The 24,572-nt window shown below is 35.5% G+C and carries 23 protein-coding genes and 5 tRNA genes; 12 read left to right on the forward strand and 16 right to left on the reverse strand.

Annotated features, from left to right (window positions below):
- Positions 1-8: 8 nt before the first annotated feature.
- The 3 genes from recR to KKW16_RS05820 all read right to left on the reverse strand — a co-directional run bounded on the left by recR (position 9) and on the right by KKW16_RS05820 (position 2,777).
- A complete protein-coding gene (gene recR, locus KKW16_RS05810; protein WP_048952644.1) occupies positions 9-611 on the reverse strand; it encodes a recombination mediator RecR in 603 nt (200 codons plus the stop codon).
- A 62-nt stretch (positions 612-673) separates the two neighbouring features.
- Positions 674-1,003 carry a YbaB/EbfC family nucleoid-associated protein gene (locus KKW16_RS05815; RefSeq protein WP_005629464.1) on the reverse strand — a complete coding sequence of 110 codons (330 nt, stop codon included), beginning with the start codon at positions 1,001-1,003 and terminating at the stop codon, positions 674-676.
- A 274-nt stretch (positions 1,004-1,277) separates the two neighbouring features.
- Positions 1,278-2,777: a helicase HerA-like C-terminal domain-containing protein gene (locus tag KKW16_RS05820; protein ID WP_048952645.1), complete on the reverse strand. Its 1,500-nt coding sequence runs from the start codon at positions 2,775-2,777 to the stop codon at positions 1,278-1,280.
- Positions 2,778-2,906: 129 nt separating this feature from the next.
- Here KKW16_RS05820 and KKW16_RS05825 point away from each other — a divergent pair, with 129 nt between their 5' ends.
- Positions 2,907-3,386 (forward strand): YchJ family protein, encoded by a 480-nt coding sequence (locus tag KKW16_RS05825; RefSeq protein ID WP_106013612.1) that lies wholly within the window; start codon positions 2,907-2,909, stop codon positions 3,384-3,386.
- Positions 3,383-4,180: a virulence factor BrkB family protein gene (locus KKW16_RS05830; protein ID WP_005644271.1), complete on the forward strand. Its 798-nt coding sequence runs from the start codon at positions 3,383-3,385 to the stop codon at positions 4,178-4,180. Before KKW16_RS05825 ends, KKW16_RS05830 begins: the two co-directional genes overlap by 4 nt.
- A gap of 40 nt (positions 4,181-4,220) precedes the next feature.
- Here the strand turns inward: KKW16_RS05830 and lpt6 are convergent, their stop codons facing one another.
- From lpt6 to KKW16_RS05855, 5 genes are all read right to left on the reverse strand, one after another.
- Complete coding sequence (lpt6, locus tag KKW16_RS05835) at positions 4,221-5,876, reverse strand: phosphoethanolamine transferase Lpt6 (protein WP_048952647.1); 1,656 nt, start codon at positions 5,874-5,876, stop codon at positions 4,221-4,223.
- Positions 5,877-5,997: 121 nt separating this feature from the next.
- Positions 5,998-6,073, reverse strand: a tRNA-Val gene (locus KKW16_RS05840).
- A 52-nt stretch (positions 6,074-6,125) separates the two neighbouring features.
- A tRNA-Val gene (locus KKW16_RS05845) sits at positions 6,126-6,201 on the reverse strand.
- A 58-nt stretch (positions 6,202-6,259) separates the two neighbouring features.
- Positions 6,260-6,335: transfer RNA gene (locus KKW16_RS05850), tRNA-Val, on the reverse strand.
- Positions 6,336-6,378: 43 nt separating this feature from the next.
- Positions 6,379-6,454: transfer RNA gene (locus tag KKW16_RS05855), tRNA-Val, on the reverse strand.
- A 170-nt stretch (positions 6,455-6,624) separates the two neighbouring features.
- On the opposite strand from KKW16_RS05855, the gene gltX reads away from it, so the two are divergent.
- The 3 genes from gltX (at position 6,625) to KKW16_RS05870 (ending at position 9,662) form a co-directional block, all read left to right on the forward strand.
- Positions 6,625-8,067, forward strand: coding sequence for a glutamate--tRNA ligase (gene gltX / locus KKW16_RS05860; protein WP_048953522.1), 1,443 nt, complete (start codon positions 6,625-6,627; stop codon positions 8,065-8,067).
- 80 nt (positions 8,068-8,147) lie between these two features.
- Positions 8,148-8,223 (forward strand) — tRNA-Ala (locus tag KKW16_RS05865).
- Between the two features lie 239 nt (positions 8,224-8,462).
- On the forward strand, positions 8,463-9,662 hold the full coding sequence (locus KKW16_RS05870; RefSeq protein WP_005644386.1) for a tyrosine-type recombinase/integrase: 1,200 nt from the start codon (positions 8,463-8,465) through the stop codon (positions 9,660-9,662).
- Positions 9,663-10,184: 522 nt separating this feature from the next.
- Here KKW16_RS05870 and KKW16_RS05875 read toward each other — a convergent pair.
- The 4 genes from KKW16_RS05875 to KKW16_RS05890 form a co-directional block, all read right to left on the reverse strand.
- Positions 10,185-10,445, reverse strand: a complete 261-nt coding sequence (locus tag KKW16_RS05875) for a hypothetical protein (RefSeq protein WP_005644566.1) — start codon at positions 10,443-10,445, stop codon at positions 10,185-10,187.
- Positions 10,446-10,476: 31 nt separating this feature from the next.
- Positions 10,477-11,400, reverse strand: a complete 924-nt coding sequence (locus KKW16_RS05880) for an ISL3 family transposase (protein ID WP_005644441.1) — start codon at positions 11,398-11,400, stop codon at positions 10,477-10,479.
- A gap of 225 nt (positions 11,401-11,625) precedes the next feature.
- The gene (gene merA, locus KKW16_RS05885) at positions 11,626-13,266 is read right to left on the reverse strand and encodes a mercury(II) reductase (RefSeq protein WP_001031935.1); all 1,641 of its coding nucleotides are present in this window, start codon (positions 13,264-13,266) and stop codon (positions 11,626-11,628) included.
- A 133-nt stretch (positions 13,267-13,399) separates the two neighbouring features.
- Positions 13,400-13,687, reverse strand: coding sequence for a MerR family transcriptional regulator (locus tag KKW16_RS05890; protein ID WP_502793453.1), 288 nt, complete (start codon positions 13,685-13,687; stop codon positions 13,400-13,402).
- Positions 13,688-13,916: 229 nt separating this feature from the next.
- Here KKW16_RS05890 and KKW16_RS05895 point away from each other — a divergent pair, with 229 nt between their 5' ends.
- On the forward strand, positions 13,917-14,504 hold the full coding sequence (locus tag KKW16_RS05895; protein ID WP_005644465.1) for a hypothetical protein: 588 nt from the start codon (positions 13,917-13,919) through the stop codon (positions 14,502-14,504).
- Positions 14,505-14,546: 42 nt separating this feature from the next.
- On the opposite strand, the gene KKW16_RS05900 is transcribed toward KKW16_RS05895, so the two are convergent.
- The 4 genes from KKW16_RS05900 to suhB all read right to left on the reverse strand — a co-directional run bounded on the left by KKW16_RS05900 (position 14,547) and on the right by suhB (position 18,233).
- The gene (locus KKW16_RS05900; RefSeq protein WP_005644504.1) at positions 14,547-16,265 is read right to left on the reverse strand and encodes a hypothetical protein; all 1,719 of its coding nucleotides are present in this window, start codon (positions 16,263-16,265) and stop codon (positions 14,547-14,549) included.
- Positions 16,266-16,305: 40 nt separating this feature from the next.
- On the reverse strand, positions 16,306-16,584 hold the full coding sequence (locus KKW16_RS05905) for a hypothetical protein (protein ID WP_140524352.1): 279 nt from the start codon (positions 16,582-16,584) through the stop codon (positions 16,306-16,308).
- Positions 16,577-16,789, reverse strand: coding sequence for a helix-turn-helix transcriptional regulator (locus KKW16_RS05910; RefSeq protein ID WP_010129411.1), 213 nt, complete (start codon positions 16,787-16,789; stop codon positions 16,577-16,579). Before KKW16_RS05910 ends, KKW16_RS05905 begins: the two co-directional genes overlap by 8 nt.
- A gap of 640 nt (positions 16,790-17,429) precedes the next feature.
- On the reverse strand, positions 17,430-18,233 hold the full coding sequence (gene suhB / locus KKW16_RS05915; RefSeq protein WP_065265564.1) for an inositol-1-monophosphatase: 804 nt from the start codon (positions 18,231-18,233) through the stop codon (positions 17,430-17,432).
- A gap of 199 nt (positions 18,234-18,432) precedes the next feature.
- Between suhB and KKW16_RS05920 the strand changes: the two genes are divergently transcribed.
- The 6 genes from KKW16_RS05920 (at position 18,433) to nrdR (ending at position 24,570) form a co-directional block, all read left to right on the forward strand.
- Positions 18,433-18,951 (forward strand): type II secretion system protein, encoded by a 519-nt coding sequence (locus KKW16_RS05920; RefSeq protein WP_215768055.1) that lies wholly within the window; start codon positions 18,433-18,435, stop codon positions 18,949-18,951.
- A complete protein-coding gene (locus KKW16_RS05925) occupies positions 18,945-19,661 on the forward strand; it encodes a PulJ/GspJ family protein (protein WP_048953530.1) in 717 nt (238 codons plus the stop codon). Before KKW16_RS05920 ends, KKW16_RS05925 begins: the two co-directional genes overlap by 7 nt.
- Before the next feature lie 14 nt (positions 19,662-19,675).
- A complete protein-coding gene (locus tag KKW16_RS05930) occupies positions 19,676-20,359 on the forward strand; it encodes a DUF2572 family protein (RefSeq protein ID WP_048953507.1) in 684 nt (227 codons plus the stop codon).
- On the forward strand, positions 20,352-20,639 hold the full coding sequence (locus KKW16_RS05935) for a DUF5374 domain-containing protein (RefSeq protein ID WP_048953528.1): 288 nt from the start codon (positions 20,352-20,354) through the stop codon (positions 20,637-20,639). Before KKW16_RS05930 ends, KKW16_RS05935 begins: the two co-directional genes overlap by 8 nt.
- 47 nt (positions 20,640-20,686) lie before the next feature.
- Positions 20,687-24,037, forward strand: a complete 3,351-nt coding sequence (recC, locus tag KKW16_RS05940; protein ID WP_048953505.1) for an exodeoxyribonuclease V subunit gamma — start codon at positions 20,687-20,689, stop codon at positions 24,035-24,037.
- 83 nt (positions 24,038-24,120) lie between these two features.
- A complete protein-coding gene (gene nrdR / locus KKW16_RS05945; protein ID WP_005627362.1) occupies positions 24,121-24,570 on the forward strand; it encodes a transcriptional regulator NrdR in 450 nt (149 codons plus the stop codon).
- Positions 24,571-24,572 lie beyond the last annotated feature (2 nt).

A 24,572-nucleotide genomic window follows, 5' to 3' on the forward strand; every position in this document is an offset into this window, starting at 1 on the left:
TGAGAAGATTAGTCGATTTGACGACGACCTAGAAAAGAGTGAGTCAGTGTTGTACCGTCCACAGTTTCCAGTTCACCACCTACAGGAATTCCATGAGCGATACGACTCACTTTGATATTGTGCTGGCGGCACATTTCAGCGATGTAGTTTGCTGTTGCATCGCCTTCCACTGTTGGGTTTGTTGCAAGAATCACCTCGTGGAAAGATTCTTCTACTAAACGTTTTTGCAGTAAATCTAAGCCAATTTCACGAGGACCAATACCATCAAGTGGTGATAAGTGCCCCATTAAGACAAAATAACGTCCCGAAAATTGTCCCGTTTGCTCAATAGCTTGAATATCTGCGGGCATTTCAACGACACAAAGCAAACCTGAATTTTGACGGCGAGAGTTATTGCAAATGTTGCAAGTGTCTTCTTCCGTAAAGTCTCGACATTGTGAACAATGGCCAATTTTAGACATGGCTTCTGTGAGTGCTCGAGCTAAATTCATTCCACCGCTACGATTACGTTGTAAAAGATGATAAGCCATACGTTGCGCAGATTTAGGTCCTACGCCAGGAAGACAACGTAAGTTCTCAATAAGGTGTTCCAAAAGTGGGCTGCTTTGCATAGTGATTTAATGAGAGGTAAATGAGAGATGACGCGTGAATCGTATATTCACGCGCCTAATAATTAAAACGGAAATTTCATCCCTGGAGGCAATGGCATTCCAGCAGTAACCGATGCCATTTTTTCTTTTTGTAATTCTTCTGCACGACGTACCGCATCGTTAAAAGCGGCCGCGATTAAATCTTCTAACATTTCTTTATCGTCTTCCATTAAAGACGGATCAATGTCAATGCGACGGCAGTTATGTGCACCATTAATTGTGATTTTCACTAAACCTGCACCAGATTCACCCGTTACTTCTAGTTGCGCGATTTCTTCCTGCATTTTTTGCATTTTTTCTTGCATTTGTTGGGCTTGTTTCATTAAGCCGCCTAAACCGCCTTTTCCAAACATAATGTTATCCTTTATTAAGTCAAAAATTGACTGCATTCTAGCGAAAAAATTAATTCTTGGGAACAAAGAAATTAATACATGACGCTTGTGAAATCAGTGAAAATTTTAATATTTATCACATTGAATCATAAAGATGATGGTAATAAAAAATCTAATAAAATATAGAACCGAGAGAAAGCGAGGATTTCAAATACTTAATCAATTATCTTTTATTTAAAGTAATTTAGATATGCATCTTCTAAACGGAAACCCTCACATTTCATTTATCATCAACCTATTTTTTCAATGCCCCCATTATTCCTCTCATAATTTGCTTAGTAATTTGATTTCGAATATTTCGCCCAACTGATTTTGCTACACTGTTAACAATCTGCTCAGTTGGCGATAATTTTTCACCGCGCTTTTGCGTACCAAAAATCATTCGACTCAAACTACCTAAGAAGCCGTTTTCTTCTTCCGCTTGGGCTTGCTCTGCTTGTTTTTGTTGTACCGCAGCTAAATCCGCTTGAGCAGTTAATACTTCAAAGGCTGATTCGTTATCTACATATTCTTTATAATACGCATAAAGATCATCATCTTTCACCCAAACATTACGTTCATCTGTCGTTAATGGTAAAAGCTGACTTTTTGGCGGATAGATATAGGCAATTTCAACTGGCGTAGGCATGCCTTTTTCATCTAAAAATGATACCAATGCTTGTCCCACTCCAAGGGTTGAAATAGTCTCAACGACATTCACTGAAGGGTTTGCTCGGAAAGTTTCTGCAGCTGATTTTACAGCTTTTTGATCGCGTGGAGTAAATGCACGGAGAGCGTGTTGAACACGATTACCTAACTGCCCTAATACGGTATCTGGCAAATCAAGAGGGTTCTGCGTGACAAAATAGATTCCCACACCTTTAGAACGAATCAAACGCACAACTTGTTCTACTTTTTCTACTAATACGCTCGGTGCACCATCAAACAATAAGTGTGCTTCATCAAAAAACATAATAAATTTAGGTTTATCAGGATCACCCACTTCTGGCAGTTGTTCAAAGAGTTCCGCCATCAACCATAATAGAAATGCACTATACATTCTTGGGGAATTAATCAATTTTTCAGAATTGAGTACATTAATCACCCCTCGCCCATCGCGAGTTTGCATCCAATCATCTAGGTTCAATGCTGGCTCACCAAATAAATTTGCAGCACCTTCATTTTCAAGTGTAAGTAGTGCTCGTTGGATTGCACCAACACTTGCGGTCGAAACGTTGCCATACTCAACTTGGAAGGTTTTCGCATTCTCTGCAACATATTTCAGCATTGCACGAAGATCTTTTAAATCAATGAGCAATAAACCTTTATCATCTGCCACACGAAATACCAGGTTTAATAATCCTTCTTGCGTAGCATTGAGATTCAATAAACGAGAAAGCAACAACGGGCCCATTTCAGAAATAGTTGTTCGCAGAGGAATGCCCGTTTGGCCAAAAACATCCCAAAAAGAAACAGGATAGCCATTGAGATAACTATCATTGCCTAACCCGAACTGCTCAATTCGTTCCGCAATTTTGCCCTGAAATTGACCGCCCTTTACTAAGCCAGAAAGATCGCCTTTTACGTCTACTAAAAATACCGGTACCCCATCATCACTGAAGGCTTCTGCCATTTTACGTAATGTGACAGTTTTACCCGTACCTGTTGCGCCAGCAATAAGGCCATGGCGGTTAGCCATTTTGGCCGTGATGCCTAGGATTTTACCTTGTTCTGTGCGAGAGAGATCGTATTGCATAAATGAATTTTCCCTTTATTTTTTATTATATGTAAATGATAAGTAAAAAATGCAATGTGGTCAAAAAGTTAAACATTTTTCAGTTATAATTCAAATTAAATCTCTTTTATACCACTTCAGGACACTAAAATGTCAGAAAATTTTACCGCACCTTCATTGTGTTTTTGCCGTTCTGGCAAAGAGTACAAACATTGCTGTGCGCCCTTTCATTTACACACTGCCGTCCCAGAAACGGCAGAACAACTCATGCGTTCACGTTATACAGCTTACGTTTTAAAAAATATACCTTATATTGTTGCAACAACTGTGCCAAGCCAACAAACTTTATTAGAGACTCATCTATTGCAAGAATGGGCTGACAATACTACATGGCTAGGATTAGAAATCCTAAAAACAGAAAACCTCACAAAAACTCAAAGTGCGGTGGAATTTAAAGCGATTTTTCAAGGCGAAGAGGGAGAACTAGCCCATCAAGAACGGTCAATTTTTGTAAAAATTGAAAACCGTTGGTATTTTGTGGATCCGACCGTATCCTTGCCTACAATGAAACAACCTTGTGTATGTGGTTCTGGTAAAAAATTTAAACATTGCTGTGGGGAATTTTTATGATTTCATTGAAACAATTTAGCCAGCTCTTTTGGAAACGTTTTTCAGAAAATAAACTCAACCAAGCTGCTGGCGCACTAACTTACAGCACGATGCTTGCTATCGTGCCAATGGTGATGGTGATTTTTTCTATATTCTCTGCCTTTCCTGTATTCAATGAAGTCACTGGGGAATTGAAAGAAATGATTTTCACCAATTTTGCGCCATCGGCAAGTGATATGGTGGGCGAATATATCGATCAATTCGTATCAAACTCAAAGAAAATGAGTGCGGTGGGAATTGTAAGTTTAATTGCCGTTGCCTTGATGCTAATTAATAACATCGACCGAACCCTCAACAGCATTTGGCATGATACCAGTATTCGTCCTATTTTTACCTCTTTCGCGATTTACTGGATGATTCTGACTTTTGGGCCTCTCGTTATAGGTACAAGTATAGGGATTAGCTCTTATATAAAAGTGGTGTTTGAACAATCAGAAACGCTTTCACTCGGTGTGAAATTGCTCAGTTTACTCCCGTTCTTTTTCACATGGTTTATTTTCACATTAATTTATACCATCGTGCCAAATAAGAAAGTGGATATAAGATATTCTGCTTGTGGTGCACTTATTGCCGCTATTTTCTTTACACTCGGTAAACAAGCCTTTACTTGGTACATCACCACATTCCCTTCTTATCAACTAATCTATGGCGCAATGGCAACATTGCCGATTATGCTATTGTGGATTCAGATTAGCTGGCTAGTTGTGTTGGTCGGAGCGCAATTATCTGAAGTTTTAGGTGAGTTAAAAGAATAAAATAAAAGACCGATTATCAACATCGGTCTTTTTTATGTAGCTATTTTGCAATCTTTAAGGTTTGATAAAGGTAATGACGATAGTCATTCACAAATGCAGGATTAGGAGAATCTTCCAATTTTCCGTGACTTAGTTTACACATTGCCATATTTGCTTTCATAAATTCATCTTCTGCTGATAATCCAGCTACATTCATCAAGACGCCTCCGGCAAAAGCGAGATCTAAAAAATGTTGTTCTTGCTTAAATTGACTCGCACAATTACTTCTTACAACAAATTGTGTCACATAATCAGGCTGTACATAATCCCCTTTCTTCGGAGGGATAACATTATCAAATGCTACTTGGTGATCACCGAAATACCCTAGAACAAAAGGCTTTTTACGTTCATGTAAATAGTTATTCATTCCTTCAATCGCATCATTCAAGGCGACAATACGTTGAGTATAGTCATTCAATGCAGAAATACTTTTAGCCCCTAAATTAGGCATTTGAAGATTAAATGTATTTTCCATGCCCAATTCATATGGACCATGTTCACGCATAGTCAATACATAAACAAACATCGGCTGATCTACATTTTCTAACGCAGGATGCTGTTTTTCCAAAATCATTCGGGCGTACTTCATCATTTCTTCACTACTAATATCCCAAAGATTTTTACTGATAGGCGCAGGATAACCAAGATCTTGCGGCTGTAACATCAAATCAAAACCGAAATGATCATAAGCGGATTTCGCATTGTAATTACCTTTTGTAAAAGGCGACAAGGCAACACAAAAATATCCTTGTGCTTTTAGATTTTTCACTAAGCCTGATTGCAAGTGCGGTACAACAGAATAAAAAACACCACTTGCTAACGCGGCAAAATCAGTCGAAGGCACACCGGCTAAAAAAGCAAATTCTGATTTCCACGTTGCGCCAGCAAAAGTATGTACACGCAACGGAGAAGCAAATACCGTATCATTTTGGGGTTCAAACATGGAAAGTGGTGGAATAGATTGCTGACTAAAAGCAAATTGATGAGGGTTCAGCGTGGATTCCATTAATGTCACTACAATATCGGGTTTTGTTTCAGATACCTTGTTTGTATCAGATGAAAGTGCGGTCATTTTTTCAATAAAATTTTGGCTATTGCCATCAAAACTTGGCACCTTGAAAAAAATACCGCGGCAAGACATTGGTAAATTTAAAAACACATCACGACCATCATCGGGCAAAGAATCTAACCAAACTTGCACCGCACTTGGCTTTTTAGAATAATGCCACATCAAGCTAAAGCTAACGATAAACAATAACGCTCCAATGTTGTGACCTAATAGTCCTAAAGACTCGACATCATTAAAACCAAAAATCGCATAACCTAATAACGCAAGTAGCCCAATAACGCCAAATAACGCACCTTTATAATGAATTAAGGTTTCCCAATTTCGCCAATCCACTACAAGAAAGAAATCTGAAATTAACAAAGGCTGTTTGTAATAATGAATTTTTAAACGGTGAAATAACATCAGTACCACAAAAAGCACGGATGAAAAATTTAAAGCACGTTGCCATTGGCCAGAAACCATAAGCATCCCGCCAAATAAAAAAGTAAAAAGCGTAATAGCAAAGAAATAAGTCCAACGATAATGAGAGTTTACAATAAAAATCACTGCCGCAATCGTGAATAAAGCTAAGAAAATATAAGCGATCATGAATTTTCCCTATGATGCATAACAGACTAAAATGAGACATGACAATGTCTGCGCACTTTATCACGTAAACGTAATAGATTGAACGGGAAAAGAAAATTATTTAGATAATTTGAAAATAAAGTGGTGGGCGATACCGGTCTCGAACCAGTGACCCCCTCCTTGTAAGGGAGGTGCTCTCCCAACTGAGCTAATCGCCCGATAATATTAAGGTAAAACCCTAAATTTTCGGTTTATTTAAACACTTTTAAGTGGTGGGCGATACCGGTCTCGAACCAGTGACCCCCTCCTTGTAAGGGAGGTGCTCTCCCAACTGAGCTAATCGCCCACTAGAAAGCGTTTAAATACAACGGGAAAGTTTGAGCGGAAAGGACACTTTAGAAAAGTGGTGGGCGATACCGGTCTCGAACCAGTGACCCCCTCCTTGTAAGGGAGGTGCTCTCCCAACTGAGCTAATCGCCCGCTAGGTCAAACTTAGTAACATTAAGAACACTTTTTAGAGAAGTGGTGGGCGATACCGGTCTCGAACCAGTGACCCCCTCCTTGTAAGGGAGGTGCTCTCCCAACTGAGCTAATCGCCCTTAATGTTGTGGGTTGGCATTATAGGGAGAATGCATTTTCAGTCAATACCTTTTTACTAAATTTTGTTTAATTGTCGTAAAAATAAGCATAAAATCCGCTTTTTTATTTAGAAGTCAAACAAGTCGTAGTAGAATGACGACTAATATTTTATTGAAGATAGGTTATAAAAATGAAACTAGATGCTCCTTTTAATTTAGATCCAAATGTAAAAGTGCGTACACGTTTTGCTCCTAGTCCTACAGGTTATTTACATGTAGGTGGCGCACGTACTGCACTTTATTCTTGGTTATACGCAAAACATAATAACGGCGAATTTGTATTACGAATTGAAGACACGGATTTAGAGCGTTCAACACCAGAAGCAACTGCTGCAATTATTGAAGGAATGGAATGGTTAAATCTTCCTTGGGAACATGGTCCTTATTACCAAACTAAACGCTTTGATCGTTACAACCAAGTGATCGATGAAATGATTGAACAAGGCTTAGCATATCGTTGTTATTGTACTAAAGATCGCTTAGAAGAACTTCGTCATACTCAAGAACAAAATAAAGAAAAACCACGTTATGACCGTCACTGCTTACACGATCACAACCATTCACCTGATGAACCCCACGTTGTACGTTTTAAAAATCCAACTGAAGGCTCAGTCGTATTTGATGATGCCGTGCGTGGCCGTATTGAAATCAGTAACAGTGAGCTTGATGATCTTATTATTCGTCGTACAGACGGTTCACCAACTTATAACTTCTGCGTAGTTGTGGATGACTGGGACATGGGTATCACTCATGTAGTACGTGGTGAAGATCATATCAACAACACGCCACGTCAAATCAATATTTTAAAAGCGATTGGTGCTCCAATTCCAACCTATGCGCACGTTTCCATGATTAATGGAGATGATGGTCAAAAATTATCTAAACGACATGGTGCAGTGAGCGTAATGCAATATCGTGATGATGGCTACTTACCAGAAGCTTTAATCAACTATCTTGTGCGTTTAGGTTGGGGACATGGCGACCAAGAAATTTTCAGTCGCGAAGAAATGATCAACTATTTCGAATTAGATCACGTCAGCAAATCAGCTAGCGCATTTAATACTGAAAAATTACAGTGGTTAAATCAACATTATATCCGTGAATTACCGCCAGAATACGTGGCTAAACACCTTGAATGGCATTACAAGGATCAAGGTATTGATACAAGCAATGGTCCAGCATTAACGGAAATAGTCACCATGCTTGCGGAACGTTGCAAAACCTTAAAAGAAATGGCTAGTTCAAGTCGCTACTTCTTTGAAGAATTTGAAACCTTTGATGAAGCAGCAGCAAAAAAACATTTCAAAGGCAACGCTGCCGAAGCACTAGCAAAAGTAAAAGAAAAATTAACCACACTTTCTAGCTGGGATTTACATTCTACTCACGAAGCGATTGAGCAAACGGCTGCTGAACTAGAAGTGGGCATGGGTAAAGTTGGCATGCCATTACGTGTCGCTGTGACAGGTTCTGGTCAATCTCCATCAATGGATGTTACCCTAGTCGGTATCGGTAGGGATCGCGTACTTGCGCGTATTCAGCGTGCTATTGATTTTATTCATGCACAAAACGCTTAATATTTAATCGGATAACAAACTCATAATAAAATCGTATTGACAGCCACATAGTCAAATTTTATCATGTTGCTGTCTTTTATGGGGATATAGCTCAGTTGGGAGAGCGCTTGAATGGCATTCAAGAGGTCGTCGGTTCGATCCCGATTATCTCCACCAAATTCTAATTTTATATAGTATGATATAGTCCGATAAAGCCTTGATATATAGCATATCAAGGCTTTTTTGTTGTTCTAACAAGTCCGATAGAAACCAACCAAATCCACAAATTCTAGTAACACTAATAGTAACACCATGCTATGATAGGATCATATAGTGTTACTAAATTAATTATAACTTTATGATTTATAAAATAAATTTATAAAGTTTTTAGTGTTACTTCATTTTGGAGGTATCTAATGGCAAGAAGAACAACTCCCTTAACAGATACGGAGATAAAAAAAGCTAAGCCAAAAGAAAAAGAGTATAGCTTATGTGATGGTTATGGGCTTTTATTAAGAATTAAGCCTAACGGCTCTAAATTATGGCTATTTAATTATATACGACCTATTCTTGGTACAAGGACTAATTTAGGGCTAGGTACATATCCGATAGTTAGCTTAGCTGAAGCTAGAATGTTAAGAGATGACTGTCGTAAATTATTAGCTCAACAAATTGATCCTAAAAAACATAGAGAAGAACTAGAAAGAAAGCAGCTTATGGATACTCAAAGTTCCTTTGAGAAAGTTGCAGAACTTTGGAAAGAGAAAAAAAGTTCAGAAGTTGAAGAGAAAACGATCAATAAATATTGGCGAAACTTAGAGCTTCATCTTTTTCCTTTGATAGGTCGATATTCTATTAAAGAAATTAAGCCTTCTTTAGTAGTCCAAATGTTAAAGAAAGTGGAGGAAAATGGATCTCCAGATATGGTTCATAGACTATGCGGTCATCTAAATGAAATCTTAAATTTTGCGGTTAATAGTGGGTTAATTGAAAGTAATACTTGCCTAAAAATTAGCTCTACATTCAAGTCTGTTCGTCAAAGAAATAACCCTAGAGTAAGTATTGAAGAAATTCCTACCCTTATAAAATCAATACATAGTGCTAAGATTGAAAAGAAAACTCAATTATTAATCTTATTTCAATTATTAACAATGGTTCGACCTAGTGAAGCAAGTAACGCTTCATGGAGCGAATTTGATTTTGATAAAAAAGAATGGAATATTCCTGCTGAAAGAATGAAAGTGAGGTTTCTACATACAGTACCATTATCATCCCAAGTAATGGCTTTGATAGAACAGCTAAGACCAATGACGGGTCATAATAAATATTTGTTTACTCATAGAAGTGATTTAAAGAAAGCAATGAGTTCATCTACTGTTAATATGGCACTAAAAAGGATGGGTTACAAAGATAAACAGACTGCACACGGATTAAGGGGATTGGCTAGAACTTTTTTAGCAGAACAAGGCGTTCAACATGAGCATGCTGAAGCTTGTCTAGCACATAAAACAGGAAGCCAAGTTAGCCTAGCTTATAATCATGCTAATTATTTGGAGAAAAGAAGGGATATTATGCAAATGTGGGGAGATTATATTGAGAAATGTTCTCAATCTTAAATTTTTTAGGAGAAATTACCATTAAACGGAGTTGTTTTTTTTTGACCTGCCTCTATTAATAATAAAAAAAACAACTAAATTTATTTATAAATTAGTTAAAAACACTTAATGAGTATCTATCTTGATAGATATGATTACTTACCTATGTAAAAGCTACAAATACAAATTGTAGCTTTTACTATATATTAAGATCTCTTAGCTACGTTTATTTTTGAAGAAGATTATCATTATAGATCTATATAGAGAGCTAAGGCTGATGATGAGAATCATCAGCCCTTGATCTATAATTTTTATTAATTAATAGAATTCTAATAATATGGGATCTTAAAAATAGAAAATCGCTTAGATATAGAATATATAGTCAATATAATGCGAGAGACGCTTATGGCAGGAAAGATAAAAAAACACGTAGGGCAATTCATCTATCCCTAAATAATGCTGCTAGCAGTGATTTAGATAGGTTATACAGCGTTTTCTGATAGTTAAATAATTTAGATAAAATAAGTATATTATAGATAGTGTCTATTTCGATTTAAGCAAAGAAATAATCTCTTTCAATGCTGAAATCTCGCTATCTTTTTGTTCAATCACTAGATCTCTTTGTTTCAATAGCTCATCTTTATGCGAAATAGTTAGTTTTAATCGATCGATTTCTGATGTCAAATTCTCATTTGAACCGTAGTAGTTAGTATTATGATCATTCATAAAGAACAATACATTCTTATCATCATTTTTGATTAGTTCTAAAACATCAATATTAAAGATATTGGCAATTTGCTCCAATTTATGAAGATTGAGCTTAGTTTCTCCACGTTCAATTTTTGCATATAGAGTTGCTGGACATACAACGGTGTCTCCATTGACTATAACGAAGATGACCTTCATCTGGATCAGGAGTATCCCATATCCAGTAAAACTCTTCTTTGAGTTCATAGGCTTCTTTTAAAGCAGGAAGATTACCTAACCAAGTATCTAAGAGGAATGATTCACGTTCATTTAGATCGTGTTTACGCTTTAGAAGGATAAACCTTTCACGCATAAGGGTACGTCTTTCTTTTTGGCTCATATGGGCTTTCAAAGACTTTCTGACGTTATCTAAGGCTTGATTAGCCATTCTAACTACATGAAACTTATCTACGACAACTTTAGCGTGTGGAAGGATAGTGTTCACTGCGTCTTTGTAGGGCTTCCACATATCCATTGTGACGTACTCAATGTAAGTCCTGTCACTGATTTCTGAAAGACGTTGGATGACTGTTTCCTTGTTACGGTTAGGCTTGATGTCATAAATAGTCCTGCGTTCAATATTAGTCAATACAAGCCGAGGTCTACGGATAATATGTATCTCGTCTATCCCAAGCCACTTAGGAGTTTCAAACTGGTATTCACGTTCTTTGAGTGCCACATAGTCCTTAAAAACGTTCCTAATGGTTTTCTCGTCAACACCAACGCTTTCTGCGACTTCTACAAAGGTCTTAGACATGGATTGCTCTTGAATGGACTTTAAAAGCCTTTTGGTCATACTACGCTTTTCATCTACAGATATTAGGCGTTCCCAGAAGGTAGATCCGCATTCACGACACTTGTATCGTCTACGGTTCAATTGTAAGCCCACTCGCTTTAAACGAATGGGCAAATCCATAATTAGTTGATTTCTTGAACTGTGTTTGTACAACTTGTCAAAACCACATTCAGGACAACGTTCAGGTGGTCCGACTGCTTCAACTTTAAACATCATATCGGTTTCATTTTATTGTGGCGGTTCTATTGTTTTAATGTCTGGTAGGGATAATAAGTCTGACATATTATTCATCCTTTATTACTCTGCGGTGTTAAGGTATCAATTATAGATTTGATGTCGAAATCATCAGTGTTAAATTATTTTTGTGACCACAAATGCACTTAGAAAATCCCTTAAAGCATTAGCTGGTTCACTTGAATAGGGAGTTGTAAAAAAGTTCCCTTAGCCTGCACAACAAGATAATTTCGAAATATCTTTATCGAACGTAAGTGCAACTAATTTTAGCCCTTCAGCCATTGTTAAATATGGTGCTAGGGTTTCTGTTAAATCTTCTATCGTTAAGCCAAATTTAACAGCTAATGATGCTGCATAGATGACATCTCCTGCATTTTCAGATACAATATGAACCCCTAATACTTTTAGTGTTTCTGCATCTGCTACTAGTTTAAATACACCGGTTGTTTCACGGTTTACAATTGCTCTTGGAACAGCATCTAAAGGTAATACAGATGTCTTCACATCATACCCTTTCTCTTTTGCTTGTTCTTCTGTTAAACCAACCGTTGCAACCGTCGGATTCGTAAACGTAACAGCAGGAACTACCGATAAATCTATTTTTTTGTTTAATCCACCAATAGCATTATCAGTAATAATTCCACCTTCATAGGCTGCTACATATACAAATTGTGGTCCTAAAGTCACATCTCCTGCTGCATAAATCTTTTCATTACTTGTTTGACCAAAATCATTGATCAGGATTTCATTATTTTTTCCAGTTTCAACACCTGCTGCACTTAAATTTAAAGAATCCGTATTTGGTTTTCTTCCAGTGGCAACAAGTAACTGATCTGATTCAATGACTTCTCTACTGCCATTTACTGTTACGTAAACCCTTTTTATCTCTCCACTTTGTTCAACACGCTCAAAAGTTGCCCCTTTGACAAGGTTTATACCCTGTTCAATTAACGCTTTTTCAACTGACTCTGAAATCTCAGGATCATACTCCTTTAAAAGTCGCTCACTTCTTTGCATAAGCGTTATTTCTGAACCTAAATGATGAAATAGTTGTCCAAGCTCCATTCCAATGTATCCTGAACCAATTACAGTTAATCGTTTTGGTATTTTCTTTAACTCAAGAAGTGTTGTACTAGTTAAATAGTCCATTTTTTCAAGTCCTGAAATTTGGGGCAACGAAGGCGATGCACCTGTTGCAATTAAAAAGCGTTTTGCAGATAACTTTGCCCCATTGACCTCAACCGTACTAGCATCAACGAATTTTGCTTCACCTTTAATTAAATCAAAATTATATTCATCAATTAAATCCATATATTTTTGATTCCGAAGTTCGCTCACCAATTTATCCTTTTGCGTGATTAAACTAGCTAAATCCACTTCTCCAGCGGATGTTTGTAAACCTATAAACGGATTGTCTTTTGATAAATGATTGATTTCCCCTGCCCTAAGAAGAGTTTTTGACGGAACACAGCCAATATTCACACAGGTTCCCCCAACCGTTCCACGCTCAATCATTCCAACTTTTGCACCGTATTCTATAGCTTTAATTGCCGAAGAAAAGGCAGCAGCACCAGAACCAATAATAAGAAGGTCATAATTGTCTTCATTAATTAACGCCACGTTTTCTAGTGATGATACTTCTTCAATTTCTCCGGCTTGGTAATTTGCTTCATCAATCGCCTTTATTGCACTTTCAACCTCAATATCATCGGGCAGTTCAAATACTGCTTCACCACGACGATAACTAGACTCAATATTTTTAGCACCTATCTTTTCAAGTGCTGATTCTACGTGTTTTTCACAACCCGTACAGGTCATTCCTGAAATGTTTACCTTAAATTTATTCATAAAAAAGCTCCTTTCGTTAATTAATCTCTCATGTTAATGTTTCTATTATTGGACACGAATGTAATTGCTTTTCAGCTGGACATCGTTGTTTTAAGTCGTCTAACATAGTTTCAATTCGTTTTAAATCCTCTATTTATTTTTGCACTTCCTTTTGTTTTTTAGAAACAAATTCGAACATATCTTGACAACGAACTTCATCTTTATCTACAACAGCAAGTAATTTATAAATCTCGCTTAAAGAGAAACCAAGTTCCTGTATTCGTTTAATAAACCCAACACGCTTAACGTCATCATATGAATATATCCGATAACCAGCTTCCGTTCGGTGAGGTTCTTGTAATAAATTTTTTCGCTCGTAATATCTGATCGTTTCTTTATTAACTCCACATTTATCTGCAAACTCACTAATGCGATAAATCATCTTATTTCACCCCCTGAATATTATAAACCATGTACCATAGTACACGGTCAAGTAAATTGGACTATTTTATTTTTTTCCCAAAGTATCACTCGTATGTGATTGATACTTTTATATAATACTATTGATTATCCTAACATCCCACCAGAAAATCCAATTTAAACACCAGTTGTTTTTAAACTATTAAGAAAGTAATTCCATTATATATTCCGAAGACCCAAAAAAAGAAATAATGCTAAAAAATGCATTTAATGAATTTTCATTAAAAATGGATAAAAGAGAAAAAGAACAGTTATCTGAATTAGAAAATAAATATTCTAGTAAAAAGAACAGTCTTTCTTCAGATAAAAATAAAGCTATTTCTGATTCAGAACAAAAATTACTAGAAAATGAAAATCATTATAAAAGAATGTCTAGCCAAATCGAATTAGATGCTAAAAACTATAAAAGAGCAGGAGCAAGCGATAAAGAAGTGTCTGAGTCTTTAGAACGTAACAAAAAGGAACTTTCTAATAATTACAATCATCATAAAAATAGATTCAATCAAGAAAGGGATGATAAGGTTAAGAATATTGAAGATAATCTTAGGATTTTAGAAGAATCTTATCCTCAAGATATTAATAGAGTAAAAATTTATTATCAACAAGAAAGGGATAAATATTTATCTGAAACTAAAGAACAGTTAGATAAAATGGTTAGAGAACATGAACAAGCAATAGAAGTTTATAGAAATCAATATAACAGTGGCATAAAAGCACCTATACGTTATAAAATTGAAAGTAGTGATAATGGAAAAGATTTTTATGTAACTATTCAATAAAAAATAAAGCCTAATAGATTAACTCCCTATTAGGCTTTTATTTTATAAAGTTAAATTTATATTAAGGTATTCCATGAGAGCATTTTGAAGTGGTATAACATCTCTCCTAGATTTAAATTTATGATCAACAATATCATTTAATTCTTTAAGGCTGGTTTTAATTTCCATAATTTCATTTTTTAAATCTAAAATATTCATTTTACGAATGAAGTTTTTTACTTTTTTTAGTGTATTCTTATTCAATTCATTTTCCATTATATTTAATATCCTTCTCATTTTAACCATTCTTTTAAAATCATTATCTTCTATATTCAATATACTATTAATACTTTCTTCAAATGAATCGTATCCATCCAATAATTTCTCATTATAATTGTAAAAAAATGCGATAGATACTGACTTTCCTATTCTTGCTTGAGTTCTAAAAATTGCTTGAACTATTTCTGATTTTACTAGATCTTTAGATTCTATTTTAGTATTTAATACTTCAGAAAGTCTCTCTGCATGAAATGAATTATTAAACCACTCACCAAAAAATATTATTGAATCATATTTTATATACTCATTTGTAGCTCTACACTTTCCTGAATTATAATGAATAACCTCATATTTATCTCGCAAATCTTTACTAATATTTTCTTTAATGAAGTTAGGTAGATTCTCTATATGAAATGTATTATTCCATGTAATAACAAGATGTTTATTTCCATTATTCATAGAAATATATTTCTCAAGTTTTCTTATGTCTTCAACAATATCTTTTTTATGTTTCTCATTACTTTTTCTTGTCCTTCGTGTTGATAACAATGTATCATAATAAATATTATTATTTATAACTACTTTACTTTGATTATATCTTTCTATATTCCAATTATTACTACCTTCAAATAAAAATTCTGCTGTGGCATCTAAAATAATTAATTTTGTATCTTCATCTATAAAGTCATTAATATCTTGGTGTATGATAATATCTGATGATATATCTGTATTAGATAGATCTCCTAAAGATACTATAAGTTTATTGAATAGCCAGCTAACTCTTTCATGATATAGTTTTTCATTTTTTATATCAGGTAAATCATTAAATAATTCATTAAATATATTTTTGTCAAAATTTATTATATTCTTAATTGTCTCCTTATTTAGCCTTATCTCTTTTCCGTATATCAACTCTCTCTTATAAAGTTCTACTAATAATTTCTCATGTTTTACTACTATATCCGTATAAGGGGTCTGGAATTCATCAAAGATAACTAATTCTCTCTTTGTTATCTCTTTCTTTATGGGATCATCATAGTTAATAAATATATTGCTTGATTCATATAAAGCCCTCCAGTTATTAGTTACTACTATTCTATATTTTGACAAAGCATAAATATTACATTCTAATTCTTTTAATGTATCGCTTCCTTTATAAATTCCACAAATGGACTGTTTAGGATTTAATGCTTTAACATCAAATACAAGCCTTTTAATTTCTTCATTTGTTTTTACAATAATCAAAGTAGACTTATCAGTATTAGCACAAAGAACCTTTAAATTTGTGGTTTTCCCTGAGCCGCAACCCCAAGCTAAGACTTGCCTATTTGAATAGCTATCTATGCTATTCTTAAGTTTGTAACTGCTATCATCTACTTTATCTAGTAAATAGTTACGCCTAGAAAGTAGATAGTTATTATCATCTACATTGTAATCAATCTCATTATTTTTTAATCTCCATCCCTTCCATTTATCTGGAAAACTTACATTTTCTTTCTTCATAATAATCTCCATAAAAAAGCCACTAAATAGTGGCTTGGATTTAAATTTTTAGCATATAGATATTATCTATTTCAATTCTTTTTAAATAATCTACTTTTATCAATTCATTTATAGCTTTAATGAATAAATCTCTTTTTAAGTTAAAAACAGATTCCGAGTTGAAAGTAGTTAACGTTATTTCTTTATTTTCATTTTTACTTTTTATGATTAATGTGTATAAGACATTTCTAGCATTGCTAGTTAACTTCTTAAAACGTTTCTCTAATGGCAATTTCCTATTAATAATTGAAAAAATCTTATCATCTACTGTTTTAAGCATAGATCACCTCATTTAGGTTTTTAATGTTGTTTAAGTACCGATTTACATCAGATTCAAAGTAGCCTACGGAGTTAGCTCCTAGGCTAACTTTTTTGGGAAAATTAGGCTTATAATAAGCAGAACTTTTATCCTGCCAAGTGTAGAATGTACTTTTAGATATTCCTAATATCGTTAAAAATTCTTTTACCCTGATTATTCTATCCATGGTAAAACCCCTATATATAAAAAGGGTATTACTCTTTAGTTAGTAATACCCTTATATTATTGCGTTTAAAAAAATGATCTGTAATATCACTTTTGATAAGGCGTATAGCCTCTATTTCATATATTAATAAGAAATCCTTACTGTTGTATGGTCTAACTAAAATCAACTTGAGACCATCCTATACTTCCTCCAGATTGCTTGCAAGCATTTTTTGAACAAATTTTCTGCTTTCCAACATAGGAAACTTATCTTATTCATTCTCATATATAACTAATGTTTTCATTAAGAAAATTTTTAAAAATTTCTGTCTAAAAAATAGTCGAATAATACTATTTTACTTTTTTAGATATTTTCCTATTGTTGTGCTACCATTAACTCACAAGGTAGCATACCAGTGCTTTAATTATTATAGATAATCTATCACTTCATTTTTTAGTAACACCAATAGTAACACTGAACACAAACCCAACAAATAAAGTTATTATAAATCAAAGTCTTATATTGCTAGTTCAGGTGAGATTATCACCAAATTAATAAAGCAAGGTAAATCACCTTGCTTTTTTTATCTCAGAATTTTTACATTCCAAACTTTAAAGGGTAAAAATAGCGCCATTTAATAATGGCGCTATTTATAAAACAATTAACCGTTAAAACTCTCACCTAAACACGGTCTAATTTTATTCAACATTTCTTTTAATACTCTCGCTGGTGCTGCAATAATATTACCGCTACGTAAGTAGCCGTTACCAGCATCAAAATCACAAACTAAGCCACCCGCCTCACGCACGATTAAATCGCCAGCAGCACAATCCCATGCTTTTAAGCCCATTTCAAAATAACCATCAATACGGTTTGACGCCACATAGCATAAATCCAATGCTGCAGAACCAGTACGACGGAAATCCGCGGCATCTTCAATTAAGGCATTCATCATTGCAAATTGAGTTGGCATTAATTTTGGTTGTTTGAATGGGAAACCGGTCGCTAAAATTGAACCTTGAATTTCACGTTTACTATCTACACGCAAACGTACTTCATTTAATTTTGCGCCTTCACCACGCACAGCGGTAAATAATTCATTACGGATTGGATCATAAACAACCCCAACTTCAGTGCGATTTTTTACACGAATTGCGATAGACACGGCAAAATGAGGAAGGCCCGTCATAAAATTACGGGTACCATCTAGTGGATCAATCACCCATTGTACATCACTATCTTTGCCTTCAAGCGCACCCGTTTCTTCGCTGATGATGGTGTGGTCAGGATAAGATTTACGAATAATTTCAATGATTTCTGCTTCTGCCGCTTTATCAACGTTTGTCACATAATCATTAATACCTTTTTGTGTGCTTTCGATAGCATCACGGCGTTCATAATTTTTAGCAATCACATTGCCCGCTTTTCGTGCCGCACGAATTGCGATATTTAACATTGGATTCATATTTCCACCAGATTTTAAAGAACAGAAAAATTCCGCGCCATTATAGCGAGATTTGCCAAAATAACCAGTTGAAAATTATAAAACAATGGTTTTTATAGGTTTTCAGGAAAAGTTTGCGATACAGATCGCAAAAATAGCATGAAGTGATTTTTCCATTAATTATTTACCATTAAAGTGCGGTAGAAAATTGGAGCGTTTTATGCAGAAAGGTGTGACATTAGTAGAATTATTGATTGAATTAGCCATTATCAGCATTGCGCTGAGTTTTGCCGTCCCATTATGGCAAACCGATTCACCTAAAACGATTTTAACCAAAGAGCAACATCGCCTGTATTTATTTCTACGCCAAATTCAGGCTCGAGCAGAAAATTCATCAGAAGTGTGGTTTTTACTAATCAATCGTAACCTTGCGACACAACAATGGTGCTTAACAGCACAAGTAAAAAATGATCAAACTTGTGATTGTTTAAACCCAACAAACTGCCCGAAAGAGGCCTATGCTCATTTTTACTATCCTTATTTTCCTAAAAAAACAATGATTCAAAGCCATTATATTTATCCCAAAGAAATCACGAGGTTTTATGGTGCTCGTAATACCAGTGTTACTCGTTGCTTTATTCTGCAAGCGGAACATGAACGTACATTATTTTCATTTTTCAATGTTGGCAGTATTCGTTTGAAAACCAATCAAGCGGCTAGTGCATGCAATCAATCATGAAAAGATTATTAAAAGGACAAACCCTATTAGCACTGATGATTTCGCTGGCGCTATCGTCTTTATTATTGCTAAGCATTTCACATTTTTATGTGCAAATACAAACGCAAAATCAACACATGTTATTACATTTAAAACTACAAGCAGAATTACAACGAACATTACAGCTAATCGGTAAAGATCTTCGGCGATTGGGATTTAGAGCATTAAATACAAAAGGAATAGAAAGCAATTTATCTTTATTTGAATTAGATGAACAAGGCACAGCTATTTTCATTAGCCAAGAAGATAACGCCCCACCTAATAGTTGCGTGTTGTTCTTTTATGATTTAAATAAAAATGGGTGTATTGGCAAAGATTCGCCTAAAACCTGTATGAAAAATGGGAAAAATGCATCCAAAAATAGTACAGAAGAATTATTCGGTTATAAAGTGAGTAACAAAATGATAAAAACCAAACTGACTTATCAAAGTGTTATTCCTACTAATTGCACAGCAGAAACTTGTAAACGAGCGTTTCAACAATCGGCTTGCAACGCTGGGGGCGGCTGGACGGATTTATTAGACAACAATGAATACGAAGTCACTACCCTACAATTTAATTGGTTAATTGAAGGTAAAGGATTAGAAATCAAGCTAAAAGGAAATTTAAAACAAACCTCAAATATCAGTTATGAAACATCCCTTGTCGTTGCGCTATGGAATCAAAAATAACGGAATCAAAAATAATGACAATACAAAAAGGCATTATCACGCTGACTATTCTGATTTTTATTTCAGGTTTATTAACTGCGTTTTTATTATTGGATGAGAGCCATTTAAGTTTTTTTCGTGCGCAACAAAATCAACGAAAACACTATGTGGAAAGAACATTACAACTGCAAAAAATGACAGAGGAGAAAAAACAAACTGCCTGCCTTGATTTACCGTTAAATAATAACGAAAGTGTAAAGCAAATCAGCATCACGCTTGATGGCGCCACCGATGCCATTCAATATTTTCTTTGGTGTGAAAGAATAAGCCTATTTAAAAAATCGCCTACGAGAGGCGATAATCAGGGTGCATTGAAAGATTTTATTCACACAGAAAAACTAACGGATTTTCGACCGCGCTTTTCTTCCCCGCCCAAGATTTTAAATGCGAATAAAACACCTAAACTATATTGGTTTTCAGATTCACAAGCGGAGGTTCAAATTAATGGCACCGTGTCTGCCGTATTAATTGCGGAGGGAGATTTAAAACTAACGGGCAAAGGAAGGATTAGTGGCGCGGTGATCACCAACGGGAATTTAACTTTAGATGGGGTGACGTTGGCCTATGGCAAATCTGTCGTAACAACCTTAGTGCAACAATATAGCCAGTGGCAGTTGGCAGAAAAAAGTTGGAGTGATTTTAATGTTCCAGATGAATAAAGGCATGTCGCTCACTACCCTGTTATTTTCTTTGGCTTTATTTAGCATTTTATTTATTGCTTTCAATCAATGGACGGCAAGCCAAAGAAAAAGTGCGGTGAAAACTTATCAAGATTTTCAGGCAATACAGATTGCAGAGAATCAAGCTCAACGCCAATTTTTAGGGTTAGCTTGTGAACAATTGATACCACAAAATGGCTTAACTTTTCGCGTTCAATGTCAAAACGAACGCGTCATTGTGCGTTATCCTATGGGTGAAATTTCGATAAAAACTAAGTAAAATTGAGCTTGTCTTTTTCTAAATCAAATCCTCAAAAGGTCGCCATTGTGTTCATTGTTTACTACTCTAATCAACTCGAAAAACAAAAAGAAATTCTTTCGTCCTTATTCAAATCATTACCTCCAGAAGATCCTTTTCAGCAAGATATTATCTTGGTGCAAAGCCCGGGTATGGCGCAATGGCTGCAAATTGAATTAGCGAAAGAAACAGGCATTTCAGCGAATCTCAAATTTCCTATGCCAGCAAGTTTTATATGGCAACTTTATGCTCAAAACTTACCCGCAACGGCATTAGAAAACCCTTTTGATAAAGATTCAATGACATGGCGTTTAATGCGATTAATCCCGACTTTTCTCGAGAAAAAAAGTTTTTCACCTTTACGCAATTATTTAGCATCATCGCCTCATTCTGAACAATACAAACTTTATCAACTCAGCAGCAAAATTGCCGATTTATTTGACCAATATTTAGTTTATCGACCAGAATGGATTTTTGCTTGGGAAAAAGGCGAAGATACACAAATTACTGCTCAAATACAAAAACAGCAACCTAACCTAAACGATACTTTATTTGAGCAAATTCAAGGCAATATAAAATGGCAAGGTGAGTTATGGCGTGCATTGGTCGTCGATGTTAAATCAGATGTTGGTGATGCCACACATCGAGTGGCTTTGCATAATCAGTTCTTAGCCTTGCTTGCCGATAAAAAAGCGCCGAAAAAATTACCTTCACGCATATTTATTTTTGGTATTCCTGCGCTTCCAACTGCTTATCTCAATATTTTGCAAGCCATGTCCTCTGAAGTAGATATTCATTTATTTTTTAATAATCCCTGCCAAGAGTATTGGGGGGATATTAGCGATTTACGCCTCGATTATTTGCGTTCTCGCAAGCGTTATCAATTCAATAAACAAAATGAAAATCAACCGCTCTTTTCCGAGGATCAACTTTCTCAACTAGAAAACGCTCAGTTTGATGTCACTTATCAAAAAGAAAACCTTCAAGTAGGCAATCCGTTACTGGCTGCTTGGGGAAAAATGGGGCGAGATTTTCTTTACACCTTGGTGCGAGATGAAGAACATATTCCAACTTATCCCATCAGTGCCTATCAAGAAATTAAATCAAACGGTTTGCTTGGGCAATTACAATCTCAAATTCTGCATTTAGAAAATAAACCGTTAAATATCACAAAAAATGACCGCACTTTAACCCTACATTCTTGCCACAGTGCTATGCGTGAAGTGGAAGTATTGCACGATTATTTATTAGATTTATTTAATCAAGATCCTAACCTTACGCCAAAAGATGTGGTTGTTATGGTGGCAGATATAAACCAATACACGCCTTATATTCAGGCAGTTTTCGGGCAAAAAAATGGAGATGCGCAACAAATTCCATTTTCACTTTCAGATAATAAACTTTCAGAAAGCGATGTGTTGGTCTCAAGTTACTTAACTTTATTGCGCTTAAAAGAAAGCAATTTTAGTGCAGAGAATGTCTTAGCGTTGTTGGATATTCCTGCGATGCGAGAACGATTTAATATTTCTCTTGCTGATTTACCATTAGTGAGAGAATGGGTAGCGGATTCAGGGATTCGTTTCGGTTTGCAAAAAAATCAAGATGGTATCAATTTCAATTCTTGGCAGGCTGGATTAGAACGAATGATTTTAGGTTATGCGATGCGTGAAGAACACGGTATTTGGCAAGATAGTCTGGGGTTAAACAGCAGCTATGGCTTAAAAGGTGAATTTGCTGGAAATTTATCTCACTTTTTTTCCTCACTTTCCGCGCTGCATGAAACGCTGCAACAAGCACATTCCATCGAAAAATGGCAAGAAATTTTAACCGCACTTTTATCAGATTTCTTCGTGCAAAATGAAGACACAAGCGACACGGTTTTCTATATTCAAGAGAAAATTAATGAATTAGCTGAGCATCTAAAAGCGCTCCATTTTACTGAAGAATTACAAGCAGATGTGATTGCCGATGTCATCACAATGAAATTGGAAGATGCTCCAAATAGCCTAAAATTCCTTGCAGGAAAAGTAAACTTCTGCACCTTATTACCAATGCGTTCAGTGCCATTCAAGGTAGTTTGTTTACTTGGAATGAATGATGCGGATTACCCTAGAACACAAACACCAAACAGTTTTGATTTAATGCAATATCACCATCAAAAAGGCGACCGTGTTCGCCGTGATGATGATCGCTATTTGTTCTTAGAAGCCTTATTGGCAGCACGTGATTATTGCTATATCAGCTATGTTGGCCGTTCCATCACAGATAATCAACCGAAAGAACCTTCTGTATTAGTAAGCCAACTCGTGGATTATATTAATCAAGGGCAAAGCGAAAATACCCTTACGGTGATTGAGCATCCAATGACAGCATTTAGCCCGGATAATTTCAAATATAACGAGAAATTCACCCGCTCTTTTGCGACAAAATGGTTGCCAATAGCACAATTTGACGCGAGTTCCAACAATTCAGAATTTGCCGTCCCTATGACTGAAAACCCAGAAAAAATCGAAGAAATTGAACTGGATCGTTTAGTCAGCTTTGTTGAAAACCCAGTGAAATTTTTCTTTGAAAAACAACTCGGTGTCTATTTCCGTGATGAAGATGCTCGTATTGCCGACAGTGAGAACTTTACCTTAAGTGGATTAGATAATTACGCGCTCAATAATGACTTAATCTATCTTGATGAACAAAATTTTGCTGATTATTTTAGACAAGCAGAAGTAAAAGGCGTGTTACCTCGAGCCGAATTTGGAAAAGTTTATGCTGAAAATATTCGAGACAATGTTTTGGAATTTAAAAAGAAAATAGCGGATATTGGCGAAGCCAAACATGCTTCCGTCGATTTCAATCTATCCGTAAATTGGCACAATAAAAATCAAGAAATTCGTCTATTTGGTTATATGGAGCCTTTATTTGGCGATGATTCACAGGTGATTCAGTGGCATTTTGCAAAATACAAAGATCGCTATTGCATCCGTCCTTGGATTTATTATTTGATTCAATGTGTCACACAAGAAAATGCGGTACCACCAAAATTAATTACGCAAGATCAAGTTATCGAATTACCGCCTATTGATCGTGAAGCCGCTCTCGCTCAATTAAAAATTTACGTAAAAGATTATTTACAAAGCCAAATAGAAATTCAATTGGTGCCAACGATAAGAAATATTAATCATTTTATTGTGGACGATGAAAGTGCGGTAGATTTTGACAACATTTCTACAAAACTTCAGGAACTGGGCGAAGACAGCTACGGCGCTCAAGCAGATCCATATTGGTCACGCATATTGGCGCAGACCTCAAGATTTGAACAAACTGAAAATATTGAAAAATTATTAAAACAAACAAAAGATTGGTTTGGCTTATTATTCGTATAAAAGAAGACAAGAAAAGCATAAAGCTAATCGTCAAAGAACCGATTTTTTGCTAAGATAACCGCCCTTTTTACGGAGAATTGTCTATGCGCTGTCCATTTTGTTTTACAGAAGAAACCAAGGTAATTGATAGCCGTTTGGTATCGGATGGCTATCAGGTTCGCCGCCGTCGTGAGTGCGGTCATTGTCATGAACGTTTTACTACCTTTGAAACAGCCGAATTAATCGTACCAAAAATTATTAAAACTGACGGTACTCGAGAGCCGTTCAATGAAGATAAATTACGCAGTGGTATTCAGCACGCCTTAGAAAAACGCCCTGTAAGTGCGGATGATGTTGAACAAGCAATTAACCATATAATTTTTCAATTACGCGCGACGGGTGAACGTGAAGTACCAAGTAAACTGGTTGGAAAACTCGCAATGAATGAGTTAAAAAAACTCGATAAAGTGGCTTATATTCGTTTTGCCTCGGTCTATTTGAGTTTCGATAACATTAATCAATTTACCAAAGAAATTGAGAGCTTAAAGGATTAACC

This window comes from Haemophilus sp. SZY H8 (assembly GCF_018829755.1).
Taxonomy (GTDB): domain Bacteria; phylum Pseudomonadota; class Gammaproteobacteria; order Enterobacterales; family Pasteurellaceae; genus Haemophilus; species Haemophilus haemolyticus_K.